Genomic DNA, 15,058 nt, shown 5'->3' with positions numbered 1-15,058 from the left:
GGGGTTCCTTACGATTCAGGCGAACTTCTGATTTCCCAGTACGTCGAGAAAGGCGAACTGGTCGTGCGCGTCCGAGCCGGGACGGGGCCGGAAAAGAATGAGCCGGTGACCGGTGGCCGGACTGAGCACCACGTCGCATTGCAGGTCGAGCTGGCCGACCAGCGGGTGCTTGATGAGTTTGGGCGCCGAGGAAAGTGCCGCGACGTGCTGCTGCGCCCATAATCCGGCGAACTCGGGGCTGCGCTCGAGCAGATCGGCCACCAGCCCGTGGGCGAAGCGGTCACCGGCCGAGCGCTGGGCCAGGCCGGCGCGCAGATCGGCCGCGTAGGCCCGCCCGATGCGCTCGTGCTCGGCCGCGTCGTTGCTGTCCCGCGAGGCCGGATCGGCGAACCACCGCCACGTCACGTTGGACTCATAGCCGGGCAACCCGGTCCAGACGCCGAACAGGTTCTGCGCCGCGCGGTTCTGAGCGATCACGGTGAGCAGATCGTCGGTCACCTGAGCGGGCGTGGACCCGAGCGCGTCCAGCAGGTACATCATGGCCGGGTCGACGTGCGTCAGCGGTGACCGCGGCTCCGGCGGCTGCTGCCCGGCCAGGCGGAACAGGTAGTCCTGCTCGTCCCCGGTGAGCCGGATGGCCCGGGCCAGACTGGCCAGCGCCGCCGCCGACGGGGTGCGCACCCGGCCCTGCTCGAGCCGCGAGTAGTAGTCCGGCGACAGCGCGGCCAGCCCGGCGACCTCCTCCCGGCGCAGCCCGGGCGTCCGCCGCCGGCCACCACCGGCCAGTCCCACGTCCTCGGGCCGCAACTGCTCCCGCCGGTGCCGCAGGAATTCGCCGAGCGCCTTGTCACCCATTCCCAACCCCCTTCCGTCTTTCGGGATCCAGCATCGCCGCGAAAGGGTGGGTTATGAAGGCCGCACTTACCCTAGGTATTCCAGACCCTGGCTACGGCGGCGCGGGCGCTCGCTGTCCGCTCATGGTTCGAGGTGTGCGTGCGGCGGCGACGGCTCGGGAGCGGCCGTTTTGTCTTTATTTTTCGACCAGGTCGGTCAATGGAGTCGGCTGACTGATGTTCGCCGGCGCATTCCATTTTTGGAGTTCTGACGTGTTGCAGACCGACACTTTCACCTTGCTGGTGCCGTCGCTGTGGAAGTCGTTGGCGACGCCGCTGGCCTGGTCGGTGGGCTGCAGGCAGTAGCCTTTGTAGTCCTTGATGCGGTAGCTCGTGCCGTAGTCGCCGGTGTCGTGGTAGACGGTCCAGGTCAGATTTTGCTGGGCTTGGACGGCGACTGTCGCGCATTGCACGACCGTCACCCAGGAGGTCGCAGTGACGATTCCCGGCGATTTCAGGCAGTAGTTGTTGGTGGCGTTGCCATTCTTGCTGTTGCTCGTGGCATTCGTGTTGTTGACGATGATCGGGCCGGTCGCGGTGATGTTCGGAATGACCGGTGTCGGGTGCACCCATTGCTGGTTGAAGTCGACCACGCCGCCGGGGTCCTGCTTGCAGAACCAGGCGATCATGTAGGTCGCGCTCATCGACTTGCTGGTCACGTCGAGGCAGCGGCTGAACTGGGCGTAGTTGACCAGCTGGTTGGTGCTGTCGCCGGCCATGCCCGCGCCGACGCCGGTGGCCGAGCGCCAGATGGTCGTGGAGTTGTTGTTGCCGCAGGTGCCGAGCACGACGGCCCGGTCGGCGCTGGACCCCGGGACCTTGACGTTCACGCACGAGCTGCCGTCGGACTTGCTCGCCGTGGTTGTGGAGTGGAACTGCGAGGAGCCGTCCAGGGCCCACTGAAATGTGGTGGTGCGAACCGTCGGGCAGGGGCGGAAGACGATCGCCGTGCCCGCCTTGCGCGCGTCGCTCGCCCACAGGCACATGCCCGAGGGGGCGTCGGACGACTCCGAGTTGATCAGCTTGAGGTAGAGGTCGGCCGTGTAGCCGAACTGCTGCCGGCTGCTGCCGTCGCACGGGGCCATCAGGATGGCCGTGTCGGCCTTGGGCGCCTTGCTGGTCGTCGAGTCGAAGCACTGGTTGCCGAGGGTGGAGCTGGCGATCCGGATCTGGCCGCCCGGGATGTTCGTGTTGCTGGTGGAGAAGACGTACGTGGCGACCAGGGTCCGCTGGGTGCCGCCACCGAAGCCGACCGACGAGACGATGGCCGTGGTGGGCACGTCGGTGGCCGGGCAGGCCATGTCGAGGCCGTCTTGGTCGCGGTACTGGAGGGTCACGGTGTACGTGAGCCGGTCCGTGTCCGATTTCAGGCCGGCGTAGCCGTTGAGCGTGCACGGCGGCAGGTTCTCGAGGTAGCCGCTCTGCGTGTCCTGGTCGGCGGCGGCGCGGACGCGGGCCATCATCACGTCCATGCCGGCCTGGGCGGCGTTGAGCGCGGTGTTGCGTTCGGCCAGGTTCTGGGTCGACTTGAGCTGGCGCAGGACCATGGGGACGAGCAGGGCCGACAGCGACACCACGACCGTGACGACCAGCAGTGCCATCGGCATCGAGCCGTGGTCCGTGCGGAGCCGCGTGAACCTCATACCGTGGGCCTCGCCTTGCTGCAGTCGTTGGGGGTCAGCTTGCCGTTGTCCGAGAACACGTTGCTGGCGCTGGTGTTCTGGGCGGTGAAGAGCACGTCGAAGGGCAGGCTGGTCGGGCCGAGCTGACCGGTGAACCGGAGCCGGACCTGGGTGTGCGCCAGCTGGTAGTCGGCGCCCACGCCGGAAGTTCCCGCGCTGGCCGTGGCGTACGGCTGGGAGTTGGGCAGATAGACGGTGAACGGCGCGGTGGTGCCCGTCACGCTCAGGTTGCTGCCGATCGTGGCCGGCGTGCCCGGTGTGGTGCTGGGCAGGTTCCAGCTCGCCGTGGTCAGCACCCCATTGCGCAGCACGAGCTGCCGGCAGCCCAGGGGAGTGGCGTACTCCAGATACCAGGCGTTGCCGACCTGGCCCGGGGTGGAGACCCAGTTGGCGTAGCGCAGCTCCTTGTCGAGCCGCCGGAAGCTGGTGCTGAGCTGGTCGCGGGCGGCCCCGAGGGTGTCGGCCCGGTTCACGTTCGAATAGACCTCGACCAGGCCGCCGAGCACGATGATGAGCACTGTCGACATCAGTCCCGCGGCGACCAGCAGCTCGACCAGCGTGTAGCCCTGATCGTCGGGTTCGGTGTGCCGCTCGGCGCTCATGTCACGGTCCAGATGAGGGTGAGGACGCTGGTGGCGGTCACGGTGGTGGCCGTGGCGGTGACCGTGTAGGCGCCGGCGGTGGTGGGCGTGCCGGAGATGGTTCCGGACAGGGCGTTGTAGGTCAGGCCCGGCGGCAGGCCGGTGACCGTCACGACCGGGTTCAGCCCCAGCAGTGCGCCGTTGGTCTTGAGGGCCAGCGACGCCGGCGTGCCCCGGGTGGTCGTCTGGTCGGGCGCGGCCAGGGCGGGCGCCGTGAAGATGAGCGAGTTGGTGGTGTTGACGATGAGGACGATCCGCTGGCTCGCCGTGCCTCCGGTGCCGCCGAGGCTGTCGGTGGCGGTGATCGTGGGCAGGAAGCGGCCGGTGGTGGTGACCTTGTCGTTGATCCTGCCCTTGTTGTCGATGGCCACGCCGGCGGGCAGGCCGGTCGCGCTGTACGTGTAGGTGCCGTTGCCACCGCCGCCGACCGCGTTGAGCTGCAGTTTGGCGTTCAGATCAATTGCCTGGTCGGTCAGCGGGCCCAGGGTGACCACGGGGATCACCGTGTGGGTGTAGGTGCTCGAGCCGGCGATGCCGTTCTGGTCGGTGGCGGTGATCGTGGCCGTGAAGGTGCCGATGGTGGTGACCGTTCCGGTGATCGCGCCCGTGGTCGGGTCGATGGTGAGGCCCGGGGCGAGGTTGGTCGCGGTGTAGACGTACGGGCCGACGCCGTTGGCCCCGGTGGCCTGCAGGCTGACGACCTCCTGCAGGTGGTTGGTGGCGTTGGCAGGCGCGGTGACCGTCGTCGGCTGGACGACGGTGAACGTGATCGGCTCGGTGTCGGTGCGGTTCAGCTTGTCGGTGACGGTCGTCGTGGTCGGGGTGACGCCGACCGTGGTCGGGGTGCCGTTGATCAGCCCGGCCGGGGTCAGCGAGAGGCCGGCCGGCAGCTTGGCCACGGTCCAGGTGTTGGGCAGCTGACCGCCGCGCGCCTCGAGCTGGGCGGCGGTCAGGACGCCTCGGTAGAAGGTCATCGACTGGGTGAGCACGGTCGGCGAGGGCCGGTGCAGGTCGAAGTTGGGCTCCGGCGCCCGCGAGACCAGCGTCGAGGCCACGTACAGGCAGGTGTTGGCGGGGTTGCCGGCCGTCACGTCGCAGGAGGTGTCGGGCCAGCTGATCAGGACGACCGCGCGGAAGAACTTGAGGATCTTCGTCTTGTCGGTGGGTGCCGCGCTGCCCAGCGGATAGACGCAGTCGCCGCCGGTGCTGGTCAGGTAGACCTCGCACATCCCGATATAGATCATCCGGGTGTACGGGGTGCCCTCGATGGTCGTGACCTGGGCCGCGGTGGAGATCGGGGCGTCGACGCCGTCGGTGGTGGCCACGGCGCTGTCCTCGTCCCGCCCGACCTGCATGGTGGCCAGGTAGGGCTGGACGATGGCGGGCGCGGCCGCGAACTGGTCCTCGCCCGCCTTCTGCCCGTGCCCGGTCAGCAGGGAGCTGCCCTTCAGGCCCCGCACCTGCTCCATCGCGGTGTCGGCGAGCTGGATGGCCGCCTGCAGGGTGCGCTGCTTGTTGACGCTGCGCAGGCTGTTGACGAAGAACGGGGTGCTGGCGAGCAGCGTGATCGACAGGACCGCCAGCGCGACGAGCACCTCGACGAGGCTGAAGCCCTCCTCGGCGGCATCGTCCCGCATGCTGTCCTTCCGGCTGCCTCGTCCGACATTCCCTCACACGGACGTTCGGCAGCAAACGGGCAGCTCTTAGCCTTCTCCTCTGATCAGTGCTTGTCGTTCTTCGCTTCTCAGTGCTTGTCGTCCAGCCAGATGTTGTCGTGCTTGGCGTAGAACTCGGCCCGCTCCTCGTCGCTCATCTGCGCGATGCCGACCAGGCCTTCGAAGTACGCCTCGCGGGGCGCCCCCGGCGAGAAGTGCAGCAGCATCGAGGCCGGCGCGCCCGACTCGTTCTTGAACCCGTGGACGCCGCCGATCGGCACGTGCACGTAGTCGCCGGGCTCGGTGGTGATCCATTCTTTGCCGTTGTAGATGCTCATGCTGCCGCTGAGGATGTAGAACGACTCGGCGATCGAGCGGTGGAAGTGGGGGTCGGGCCCGGTGAGCCCCGGCCCGCACTCCCAGCGGTAGAGCCCGAACAGCCCGCCCGTGGAATCGCCGGTCGACAGGTAGGACACCTTGTTGCCGTTCGGGTAGACGAACTCGGCCGGCGTGTCCTTGGGCCGGTACGTTGCGCTGACTTCTCCCGTGATCCCGTGATACCGCGGCGGTGGATACGTCATGCATCCCATCTTGCCGGGTGCCGGATCTTCGCGCGGTCCCGCGACGCCTATCGTCGCCTCTGTGATCACTTCTCGGCCGGGGGCTCAGCGCGCACTGATCGCTCTTGTTCAAGTGCTCACTTTGGCCGTCTGGTTCTCGGCGTCGGCCGTCGTTCCGGCCCTGCGCTCGTCGTGGCACATCAGCGAGACGGCGTCGGTCTGGCTGACCGCTTCCGTGCAGCTGGGATTCGTGGCGGGCGCGGTGACGTCGACCGCGCTCAACCTGGCCGACCGCATTCGTGCACATTCGCTCATGTCCGTTTGCGCGATGTTGTCCGCCGCGTGCACAGCGGTGTTCGCTCTGGCCGTCGACGGGCTGGCCGCAGCCGTCCCTTTGCGCTTCCTGACCGGCGTCTTCCTGGCCGGTGTGTATCCGGTCGGCATGAAGCTGACCGGCTCGTGGGCGCCGCCGTCCCGCCGCGGCCTCGCCTTCGGGGTCATGATCGGCGCGCTGACGCTCGGCTCGGCCCTGCCCCACCTGATCCGCGGCCTGGGCGATCTGCCGTGGCGCGCCGTGATGGGAACGTCGGCCGGTTGCGCTCTGCTGGGCGCGGTGGTCGCCCTTTCCCTCGTACGCGAGGGTCCTCAGTTCGCGTCGGGCGCCCCGCCTGCCCCGCACCCGCGCTACGCGATCGACATGTTCCGCCGCCGCGGCCCGCGCCTGGTCAACCTCGGCTACTTCGGCCACATGTGGGAGCTGTACGCCCTGTGGACGTGGCTGCCGGCCTTCCTGGCCGCAGGCACCGCCCTGTCCGGCACCGACGTCAGCCTCTTGGCATTTGCGGCCATCGGCATCGCCGGCGTGGCCGGTTGCCTGCTCGGCGGCTGGGCCGCCGACCGCTTCGGCCGCCCCCGAGCCGCTTTCACCGCGCTCGTGGTGAGCGGCCTCTGCTGCCTGGCGTCGCCACTGTTCTTCACCGCCCCACCACCCGCCGTCATCGCGCTGGTCGTGGTCTGGGGCGCCGCCGTGATCGCCGACTCCGGCGTCTTCTCCACCTCATTGAGCGAGGTCGCCGACCCCCGCTACGTCGGCACCGCCCTGACGGCGCAGACCGCGATCGGCTTCGCCCTCACCGTCGTCACGATTCAGCTGGTTCCCGTCCTGGCCGGGGTCACGGGCTGGCGCTGGGCCTTCCTGCTGCTGGCCCCCGGCCCTCTGATCGGCGCCCTGGCCATGCGCGCCTTCGGCCGCCCCACCACCTAAGGGGGCGGAGCCGGCCCGCGACGTTGCGGGCCGGCTCCAGTGGGGGCGAAGGTCAGCGGGTGACCGAGTAGATGCTGGCCAGCATCACCGGGTTCTCGCCGCCGAGGTCCTCACGCTTGTTGGCGTAGGTGTACATGACGTCGCCGCTGTAGACGTTGTGGCCGAGGCCCAGGGCGTGGCCCAGCTCGTGGGTGGTGGTGTTGTTGCGGGTGCCGCCGATCGAGGCCGAGTCGTAGTAGTCGTTGAGCTGGACCATCGCGTTCGAGTTGGAGAACGCGCCGGACGAGCCCGAGGCCCAGTACAGCGTGGTGCGCCCGGTCCAGCCGGCGCCGTAGTTGCCGGAGAAGACGTCGACGCACCGGGAGCCGGACACCGCCGGGCAGCTGTTCCAGCGGTATTCACTGTCGATGTTCTGGACCGTGTTCCACTTCGGAACCACCGACGACACGGGCCACGACGCGCCCGAGTGGTCGTTGAACCGTACGTACGGGTCCTCCCAGCCCTGGTTGCGCCAGAACGACACCGGGCAGGTCAACGTCCGGGCCGAGCCGTACGAGCAGTCGCTCGCAGCCTTCGTCGAGACACCGCCGGACGACTCCCGGACGACGCGGACCGACGCCTTCCCTTGCTTGCGGAGCTTGTCCGCCAACTGGTCCGGGGTGAACCCCGGTGCCGGGTCGTACGTGGTCACGCTCATGCCCGTCGACGTGACCTGCACGCTTTGCACGGTGACCGCCTCGGAGCCGGCCGGCGCGACCTTGACCGACGCCCGCATGGCGGCCATCTGCTTGTCGGTGAGCTTCGGGTAGGCGGCGAGGTCCTTGGCCGGCGCCTTGGCCTTGGCGCCCGGGTCGGCGGAACCCGCCCAGCTGCCGTCCGCCTTCTTCTCGGCCAGGAAGGCGGCGTACTGCTCGTCCGGGTCGATGGTCGCCCCGGCGGACGCGTGAGCGGCGCCCGGCAGGGTGACCACGGTGAGCGCGATGGCCGTCGCGGTGGCGAACAGCCATCTTGATCGGTGATTGACGTGCATGTTTCCCCCGATTGTCGGCGCGGCGAGAGTGCCGCAGCGGCAGGCATCGATCGATGCCGATCCCCACGCTAGGGCATGAGAGCACATAGGACATTCAATGAGTTCGATTGCTGACATCAGGCCGGAGCGGGCTGACAAACGCCCGGCTTTGAGCTAGCAAAAGCGGTGTGCAGCGCCGGGCGGCGGCCGATGCGTCTCTCTGGTGAGGAACACTGACGGGAGCGGGCGTGTCGTTCGAGGAATTCGTGGCCGGGCATGGCCGGTTGCTGGTGCGCCTGGCGTTCGTCCTGAGCGGCGACCGGCAGGTGGCGGAGGATCTGGCCCAGACCGTGCTGGCCGACGCCTACCGCCACTGGAAGCGGGTGCGCGCGGCGGCCAACCCCGAGGCCTACGTACGCCGCATGCTGGTGAACGCCCATCTGAGCTGGCGCCGCCGGCGCTGGACGACGGAGCGACCGGCCGACCTGCGGCAGGACGCCGGCGCCACGGTGGCCGACCCGGCCGACGCCGTAGCCGCCCGCGACCAGATGCGGGTGCTGTTGAGCAAGCTGGCCCCGCGCGCCCGCACGGTGCTGGTTCTGCGCTACTACGCCGACCTGGACGACGCCGCGATCGCCGCCGCCATGGGCGTCAGCGTGAGCTCGGTGCGGGCCACCGCCTCACGCGCCCTGGCGGCCTTGCGCGCCCCCGCGGCCATCGACGCACAAAGGGAGACCCGATGAACCAGTCGACCGAGCAACAGCTACGCGACCTGTTCGCCTCCGACGCCGCCGACGCCCCTCACGAGCAAGCCGTAGCCGCCGCAGCCATCCGACAGGTCCACCGCAGGCGCCGCACCCTGACAATCGCCGCCGCCACCGCCGCGCTTCTCATCGCAGCGGGCGCGTACGCCGTCAACCGCCCACCCGCAACCCCGCCACTCACGCCGCCACAGGCGCAGCCCCCAGCCGCCTCGCCCACGCCGCTCACTTCCGCGCCCCCGCCAGCGGCCGCCCTGCCCCCCGGCGCCAAGCCCGGCGACCCACTAACCTTCGCCGCCGCCCAGTGCGTAAAGCCCTACTCACCCAAAACACTGGCCGAACAAGCCTTCGCCTTCGACGGCACCGTAACCGCCATAGCCCCCGCCCAAACCAACCGCAACGAGAACCCTTCCCTAGACCTACGATCGGTGACTTTCGAGGTGCACACCTGGTTCAAGGGCGGCTCCACAAAGACCACCGCGGTCGACATGTCACCCCCCGGCGTCGCCCCCACCCCACCCGACGCCACATCCGAGCACACCCCCACCTACCAAATAGGCACCCGCCTACTCGTCTCCGGAACCCCCCGCTGGGGCGGCCCCCCACTAACCGACCCCATCGCCTGGCCCTGCGGCTTCACCCGCTACTACAGCCCCACCACAGCCACAGAATGGACCAAAGCAACGAAGTAACCCACAACGAATCCACAACGCCGATCACCGGCCCCACAACGCTTACCGCCGGCGAAGTGCAGGCCGCGGCCCTGCCGCCTGCTCACCACTTCATGCGGTGGCCGTGGATGGTCCGTCCGGCGGATGCGGGCTGCTGGTTCGGCCCACTTCAGCCAGTGGCTGTGGACGGTCTGTCCGGCGGCAATGACGGCTGCGCCTGGTTCGGGCCGCCCGAGGCGGTGGGAGCGCCGACGGGCTGTCCGAGCGGCGATGTTCGCTGATTCGGGCCGCGTCAGGCGGCAGGTGTGGACTGACTGTTGCGCCGGTGACGGTGGCCGGCTCGGGTGAGCCCAGCGGCGGGCGTGGGCGGCCTGTCCGGCAGGCGATGGCCGCCGGCTCAGGCTGTTTGAGGTTGGGCGTGGACGGGCTGTCCTGCGGGTGATGGTGGCTGATTCGGGCCGCTCGAGGTGGTGGGTGCGGGCGGGTTGTCGGGCGGGTGGTGACCGGCTGGTTCGGACTGGTTGAGGTGGTGGACGCGGTCGGGTTGTCGGGCGGGTGGTGATGGCTGGTTCGGGCTGCTTGGGGTGGTGGGTGCGGGCGGGTTGTCGGGTGGGTGGTGACCGGCTGGTTCGGGCTGGTTGAGGTGGTGGGCGTGGTCGGGTTGTCGGGTGGGTGGTGATGGCTGGTTCGGGCCGCTCGAGGTGGTGGGTGCGGGCGGGTTGTCGGGCGGTTGGTGATGGCTGGTTCGGACTGGTCGAGGTGGTGGGCGTGGTCGGGTTGTCGGGTGGGTGGTGACGGTTGGTTCGGACTGGTTGAGGTCGTGGGCGGGGTCGGGTTGTCCGGCGGGTGGCGATGGCTGGTTCAGTCCGCTTCAGGCGGTGGGCGTGGATTGTCAGTTCGGCACGCGACGGTCGCCGGTTCGAGCCAACCAGGCGGTGGCTATGGAGAAGACCGCCCAGCCCAAGCCCGGCGACCACCCGGATCCGTAACCGGCACGGTGCGAACGCGCGACCCACCACCAAGGTCCGCCCGGGTGAGACAGACGCCCAGCTTCGTCCACAGCGCGGCAGCCGGACCACCCACTCGCACGGGTCTACGCGCCCGCACCATGCAACCGCAGAAGCGCCGACCACGACGCTGGAAAAGTTGATCGCACGCAAGGATGGGGCCGAGGGTGAGTAATCACGGCATAGAGACGGTTTCCAAGCAGTGATTGCTCACCCTCGGCCCCATCCGTCAACCGCAAGAAAGCCACCGGTTCTTCGAGCCGCACAGCCGTCAACCGCAAGAAAGCCACCGGTTCTAAACCGCAAGAAAGACACGGACTCGCAGCCGGCACACAGGAACCAACAAGCCAACCACCAGCCAGAGCTTCGCCCCGCTTTCGGTGCCCATTGATGTCATCGATGCATGACAGACGAACCAACCGACCGCCGCCTGGAGCGCACCCTCTTCGAGGTCAAGAAGGTCATCGTCGGCCAGGACCGGCTGATCGAGCGCCTCATGACCGCCCTGCTCGCCGGCGGTCACTGCTTGCTCGAAGGCGTACCCGGTGTCGCCAAGACCTTGGCCGCGGAGACTTTGGCCGTCGCCGTCGGCGGATCTTTCAACCGGATCCAGTTCACCCCGGATCTTGTGCCCTCCGACATCGTCGGCACGCGGATTTACCGTACGGGGAAGGAAGCTTTTGACGTCGAGCTCGGCCCGATCATGGCCAACATTGTGCTCGCCGACGAGATCAACCGGGCTCCCGCGAAGGTCCAGTCCGCCCTGCTCGAGGTGATGGCCGAGGGTCACGTTTCTCTGGGCGGCCGCACCTATCCCGTTCCTCGTCCTTTCCTTGTGCTCGCCACCCAGAACCCCATCGAGTCCGAGGGCGTCTACCAGCTCCCCGAGGCTCAGCGTGACCGCTTCCTCATGCGCGTAGTCGTCGACTACCCCTCGGAGCAAGAGGAGCTGGGCATTCTCTACCGCATGGGCGGCGCCCGCCCGGTCGCCCAGCGGGTGCTCGACCCCATGATTTTGCACGAGCTTCAGGGCCGCGCTCGGGACGTCTTCGTGCATCACGCCTTGGCCGAATACGTGGTCCGTCTCGTGCTCGCCACCCGCGAACCTGAGCGTTTCGGCCTTCCGGATGTCGCGAACCAATTGGCGTACGGGGCCAGCCCTCGCGCCACTCTGGGCCTGGTTGCCGCCGGCCGTGCCCTCGCCCTTCTGCGCGGCCGTGACTACGTGCTGCCCGCCGACCTGCTGGAGATCGCTCCCGACGTCCTGGCTCACCGCCTTGTTCTTTCGTTCGACGCGGTCGCCGACGGTGTGCAGCCCGAGGACGTCATCCGGCGCATCCTCGAGGCTGTTCCGCTGCCTCTGATCGCCCCGGCTCAGGAGCAGAACGGCCCCGGCCTGGGGATGGCCGCATGAACGAGGGCAATTTCCTGGCCGAGCTGGTTCCCGAACGGCGGCTGCGGCGGCTCGAGCTCATGGTCACCCGCCGCCTCGACGGGTTGCTGCACGGCACGTACCTCGGTCTGCTGCCCGGCATCGGCAGTGAGCCGGCGGGCAGCCGCGAGTACCGGCCCGGCGAGGACGAGGTGCGCCGGATGGACTGGTCGGTGACGGCCCGCACCACCGTGCCGCATGTGCGGACCGTGGACGCCGACCGGGAGCTGGCCACGCATGTGCTGGTGGATGCCAGCGCCAGCATGGACTTCGGCACCGCCGATCTGGAGAAGCGGGAGCTGGCCATCGCCGCGGTGGCGGCCGTCGGGTTTCTCACGCTCGGCAACGGCAACCGGCTGGGCGCCCACCTCCTTTCCGGCGAGGGTGTACGTCGTTATCCCGCCCGCGGCGGCCGGCAGGCCCTGTTGTCGCTGCTCCGGGCCATGATGCTGACTCCCCGCAATCAGCAGCCGGTGGGCCTGGCCGGTGGCATCGAGGCGTTGCACCGGCAGACGCCGCGGACCGGGCTGGTCGTGGTGGTGTCGGACTTCCTCGACGGGCTCGACGAGGACGGGCTGGGCCCGGCCGCGCCCGCCTGGGAGGAGCCGCTGCGCCGGCTCGCCTCCCGCCATCAGGTGCTGGCCGTGCAGGTGGGCGACCCGCGCGAGCACGAGCTGCCCGATGTCGGGCTGCTCACGCTGGTCGACCCGGAGACCGGCCGCCGCCGTGACGTCCCGACCGCCAGCCGCAAGCTGCGCGAACGCTATGCGGCCGCCGCCGCCCAGCAGCAGGCCACCATCGCGCAAGCCATCAAGCGGGCCGGCGCCGCCCATCTTCCCCTTCGGACCGACCGTGACTGGGTCGCCGACATCGTGCGTCACGTGCACGCCCGGCGGCGTCTGAGCCGGGCCGCGACGAAACCGCAAAGGAACCCGAGATGACCTGGCTTTCCCCGGAGCGGCTGTGGCTGCTGCTCGGCGTGGCCGCGCTGGCCGTGGCGTACGTGATCGCGCAGCGCCGCCGCAGCAAGTACGCCGTCCGTTTCACCAACTTGAAGCTGCTCGACCGGGTGGCCCCGAAGCGCCCGGGCTGGCGGCGGCATCTGCCCACCGGCGCCTTCCTGGCCATGCTGGGCCTGCTGGTGGTCGGGTTCGCCCAGCCCCAGGCCGAGGTGCGGGTGCCCCGGGAGCGCGCGACCGTGCTGGTGGCGGTCGACGTCTCGCGGTCGATGCTGGCCACCGACGTCGCCCCGGACCGGCTGAGCGCGGCCAAGGACGCGGCCCGGATCTTCGTCGAGGACCTGCCTGAGCAGTTCAACGTCGGTCTGGTCGGGTTCGCCGGGCAGGCTTCGGTCTTCGTCCCGCCGGGCACCGACCGGGCCCAGCTGGGCACCGGCATCGACCGGCTCGCCGACGGGTCGGCCGGTCAGGCCGGTACGGCGATCGGGGATGCGATCGCGTCGGCGCTCGAGCAGATCCGGTCGGTCGACTCGGCCGCCGAGGAAGACGTGCCGCCGGCCCGGGTGATCGTGCTCTCGGACGGCGCCAACACGTCCGGGCAGGACCCGGCCGAGGCGGCCCGTCTGGCCACCGAGCTCGGCGTGCCCGTCGACACCATCTCGTTCGGCACGCCGAGCGGCACGATCGGCGGCGGCCAGGAGGTTCCGGTCGACGGCGAGACGCTGCGGTCGGTGGCCGACGCCACGGGCGGGCGCTACTTCGAGGCCGCCAACACCGAAGAGCTGCAGAACGCGTACGCCGACATCGGATCCTCCGTGGGCTACCAGACCGAGGTGCGGGACATCTCGGCCCGGTTCATCGGCATCGGGCTCGGCCTGGCCCTGCTGGCCGCGCTGGCCTCGATGTTCTGGTTCGCCCGCCTCCCCTGACGTTGAAGAAAGGACCAACCATGTCTGGACTTGGGTCACCTCGCGGTCCGGAGTTCCAGTCGCCCGACTGGGCTTCGGCGCCGCAGCAAGCCGCCGAGACAAGCCCGAACCGCGCAGCCCGCAGCCGGCGTCTCCCGGCCGCCGCGCTGGCGGCTCTCGCCGTGATCGGCCTGTCGGCCGGCGCCGGGGGAGCGGCCGGCTACGTGGCCGGCCGCGACGACGACGGCAGCGGATCCGAGCCGGCCACGGCCGCGCCGCCGCCCGTCGGCGGGGTGCCGTCGGACCTCGTCGGGGCGGCCGCCCGGGTGCTGCCCGGCGTCGTGTCGGTCCAGGTGCGTATGGCCTCGGGCGGCGGCTCCGGCTCCGGGTTCGTCTTCGACGACCGCGGTCACATCGTCACCAACAACCACGTCGTGGCGGCCGGCGGCCGCGGCGGCAACATCACCGTGGTCGGCTCGGACGGCCGTCGCCTCAACGCCGAGGTGGTCGGCACCGACCCGAGCAACGACATCGCCGTGCTGCGGGTGGACGAGGCGGGCGCGCTCGACCGGCTGGCGCTGGCCGACCCCCGCGCGACCCGGGTCGGCGAGCCGGTGCTGGCGGTCGGCTCCCCGCTGGGGCTCAGCGGGACGGTGACGGCCGGCATCGTCAGTGCGCTGGACAGGCCCGTACGGCTGGGTGGGTCTTCGCGGCAGACGGCGGTGCAGACCGACGCCTCGATCAACCCGGGTAATTCGGGCGGACCGCTCGTGAACGCCCGCGGGGAAGTTATCGGGGTGAATACGGCCATCGCGACCCTGGAGGGCGGCGGTTCGATCGGGATCGGGTTCGCGGTTCCCATCGAACGGGCCCGCCAGGTCGCCGATTCCCTCATCGCGCGTGGATAGTCGAAGGATGCGGTTGCTGGTAGTTGAGGACGAGGAAGATCTGGCGGAGGGCCTCCGAGTGGGGCTCGCCCGCACCGGCTACGCGGTGGACGTCGCCTTCGACGCCGCCCAGGCCTATGACCGGCTGACCGTCAACGAGTACGACCTGATGCTGCTCGACGTGAACCTGCCCGACGGCAACGGGTTCGATCTCTGCCGTTCGCTGCGCGCCGGCGACCTGCCGACGCCCGGCGACGGCGATCCGCGGGTGCTCATGCTGACCGCCCGCGGCGGGCTGGACGACCGGGTGCGCGGCCTCGACGACGGGGCCGACGACTACCTGGTCAAGCCGTTCCACCTGGCCGAGCTGCTGGCCCGGGTGCGGGCGCTGCTGCGGCGGGACACCGGCGGCGGGTCGTCGCAGCTCACGGTGGGCGACATCGTGCTCGACGCGGCCCGCCACTCGGTGACCGTGGCCGACCGGCCGCTGTCGCTCACGCCCAAGGAGTTCGGCGTGCTGGAATACCTGATGACCCGGCCCGGGCACGTGGTCTCTAGCGAGGAGCTGCTCGAGCACGTGTGGGACGCCAACGCCGACCCGTTCACCCAGACCGTACGGGTCACGGTGGGCACGCTGCGGCGCAAGCTCGGCGAGGGCTCGATCGAGACAGTCGTCGGGCGCGGCTACCGGCTGCGGGAGGCTGCGGTATGACCGACTGCACCGGAGCG

The 15,058-nt window shown here is 69.8% G+C and carries 14 protein-coding genes; 8 read left to right on the top strand and 6 right to left on the bottom strand.

Annotation, left to right across the window (positions count from 1 at the left end; translation table 11 throughout):
• Positions 1-15: 15 nt before the first annotated feature.
• From OWR29_RS24830 to OWR29_RS24810, 5 genes are all read right to left on the bottom strand, one after another.
• Positions 16-855 (bottom strand): helix-turn-helix transcriptional regulator, encoded by an 840-nt coding sequence (locus tag OWR29_RS24830; RefSeq protein ID WP_267565608.1) that lies wholly within the window; start codon positions 853-855, stop codon positions 16-18.
• A gap of 175 nt (positions 856-1,030) precedes the next feature.
• A complete protein-coding gene (locus OWR29_RS24825) occupies positions 1,031-2,500 on the bottom strand; it encodes a ricin-type beta-trefoil lectin domain protein (RefSeq protein ID WP_267565607.1) in 1,470 nt (489 codons plus the stop codon).
• A gap of 32 nt (positions 2,501-2,532) precedes the next feature.
• Positions 2,533-3,177: a PulJ/GspJ family protein gene (locus OWR29_RS24820; RefSeq protein ID WP_267565606.1), complete on the bottom strand. Its 645-nt coding sequence runs from the start codon at positions 3,175-3,177 to the stop codon at positions 2,533-2,535.
• Positions 3,174-4,853, bottom strand: coding sequence for a type IV pilus modification PilV family protein (locus OWR29_RS24815; protein WP_267565605.1), 1,680 nt, complete (start codon positions 4,851-4,853; stop codon positions 3,174-3,176). The genes OWR29_RS24820 and OWR29_RS24815 overlap by 4 nt, the downstream gene beginning before the upstream one ends.
• Before the next feature lie 107 nt (positions 4,854-4,960).
• Complete coding sequence (locus OWR29_RS24810) at positions 4,961-5,452, bottom strand: cupin domain-containing protein (protein ID WP_267565604.1); 492 nt, start codon at positions 5,450-5,452, stop codon at positions 4,961-4,963.
• A 61-nt stretch (positions 5,453-5,513) separates the two neighbouring features.
• On the opposite strand from OWR29_RS24810, the gene OWR29_RS24805 reads away from it, so the two are divergent.
• Positions 5,514-6,695, top strand: a complete 1,182-nt coding sequence (locus OWR29_RS24805; protein ID WP_267565603.1) for an MFS transporter — start codon at positions 5,514-5,516, stop codon at positions 6,693-6,695.
• A gap of 52 nt (positions 6,696-6,747) precedes the next feature.
• Here OWR29_RS24805 and OWR29_RS24800 read toward each other — a convergent pair whose 3' ends face one another.
• Positions 6,748-7,725 (bottom strand): zinc metalloprotease, encoded by a 978-nt coding sequence (locus OWR29_RS24800; protein ID WP_267565602.1) that lies wholly within the window; start codon positions 7,723-7,725, stop codon positions 6,748-6,750.
• Between the two features lie 227 nt (positions 7,726-7,952).
• Between OWR29_RS24800 and OWR29_RS24795 the strand changes: the two genes are divergently transcribed.
• The 7 genes from OWR29_RS24795 to OWR29_RS24765 all read left to right on the top strand — a co-directional run bounded on the left by OWR29_RS24795 (position 7,953) and on the right by OWR29_RS24765 (position 15,041).
• Positions 7,953-8,447, top strand: a complete 495-nt coding sequence (locus tag OWR29_RS24795) for a SigE family RNA polymerase sigma factor (RefSeq protein WP_267565601.1) — start codon at positions 7,953-7,955, stop codon at positions 8,445-8,447.
• Positions 8,444-9,157: a hypothetical protein gene (locus OWR29_RS24790; RefSeq protein WP_267565600.1), complete on the top strand. Its 714-nt coding sequence runs from the start codon at positions 8,444-8,446 to the stop codon at positions 9,155-9,157. The genes OWR29_RS24795 and OWR29_RS24790 overlap by 4 nt, the downstream gene beginning before the upstream one ends.
• A gap of 1,389 nt (positions 9,158-10,546) precedes the next feature.
• Positions 10,547-11,557 carry an AAA family ATPase gene (locus OWR29_RS24785; protein ID WP_324291268.1) on the top strand — a complete coding sequence of 337 codons (1,011 nt, stop codon included), beginning with the start codon at positions 10,547-10,549 and terminating at the stop codon, positions 11,555-11,557.
• Positions 11,554-12,516: a DUF58 domain-containing protein gene (locus tag OWR29_RS24780; RefSeq protein ID WP_267565599.1), complete on the top strand. Its 963-nt coding sequence runs from the start codon at positions 11,554-11,556 to the stop codon at positions 12,514-12,516. The genes OWR29_RS24785 and OWR29_RS24780 overlap by 4 nt, the downstream gene beginning before the upstream one ends.
• The gene (locus tag OWR29_RS24775; RefSeq protein ID WP_267565598.1) at positions 12,513-13,463 is read left to right on the top strand and encodes a VWA domain-containing protein; all 951 of its coding nucleotides are present in this window, start codon (positions 12,513-12,515) and stop codon (positions 13,461-13,463) included. The genes OWR29_RS24780 and OWR29_RS24775 overlap by 4 nt, the downstream gene beginning before the upstream one ends.
• 20 nt (positions 13,464-13,483) lie before the next feature.
• The gene (locus OWR29_RS24770) at positions 13,484-14,350 is read left to right on the top strand and encodes a S1C family serine protease (protein WP_267565597.1); all 867 of its coding nucleotides are present in this window, start codon (positions 13,484-13,486) and stop codon (positions 14,348-14,350) included.
• A gap of 7 nt (positions 14,351-14,357) precedes the next feature.
• Positions 14,358-15,041, top strand: a complete 684-nt coding sequence (locus OWR29_RS24765; RefSeq protein WP_267565596.1) for a response regulator transcription factor — start codon at positions 14,358-14,360, stop codon at positions 15,039-15,041.
• The last annotated feature ends 17 nt before the right edge of the window (positions 15,042-15,058 follow it).

Origin of the sequence: Paractinoplanes pyxinae (assembly GCF_026626335.1) — a bacterium.
Lineage (GTDB): Bacteria > Actinomycetota > Actinomycetes > Mycobacteriales > Micromonosporaceae > Actinoplanes > Actinoplanes pyxinae.
The sequence above is the reverse complement of the archived record's forward strand: the minus strand, read 5'-3'. Positions and strand labels throughout refer to the sequence as shown.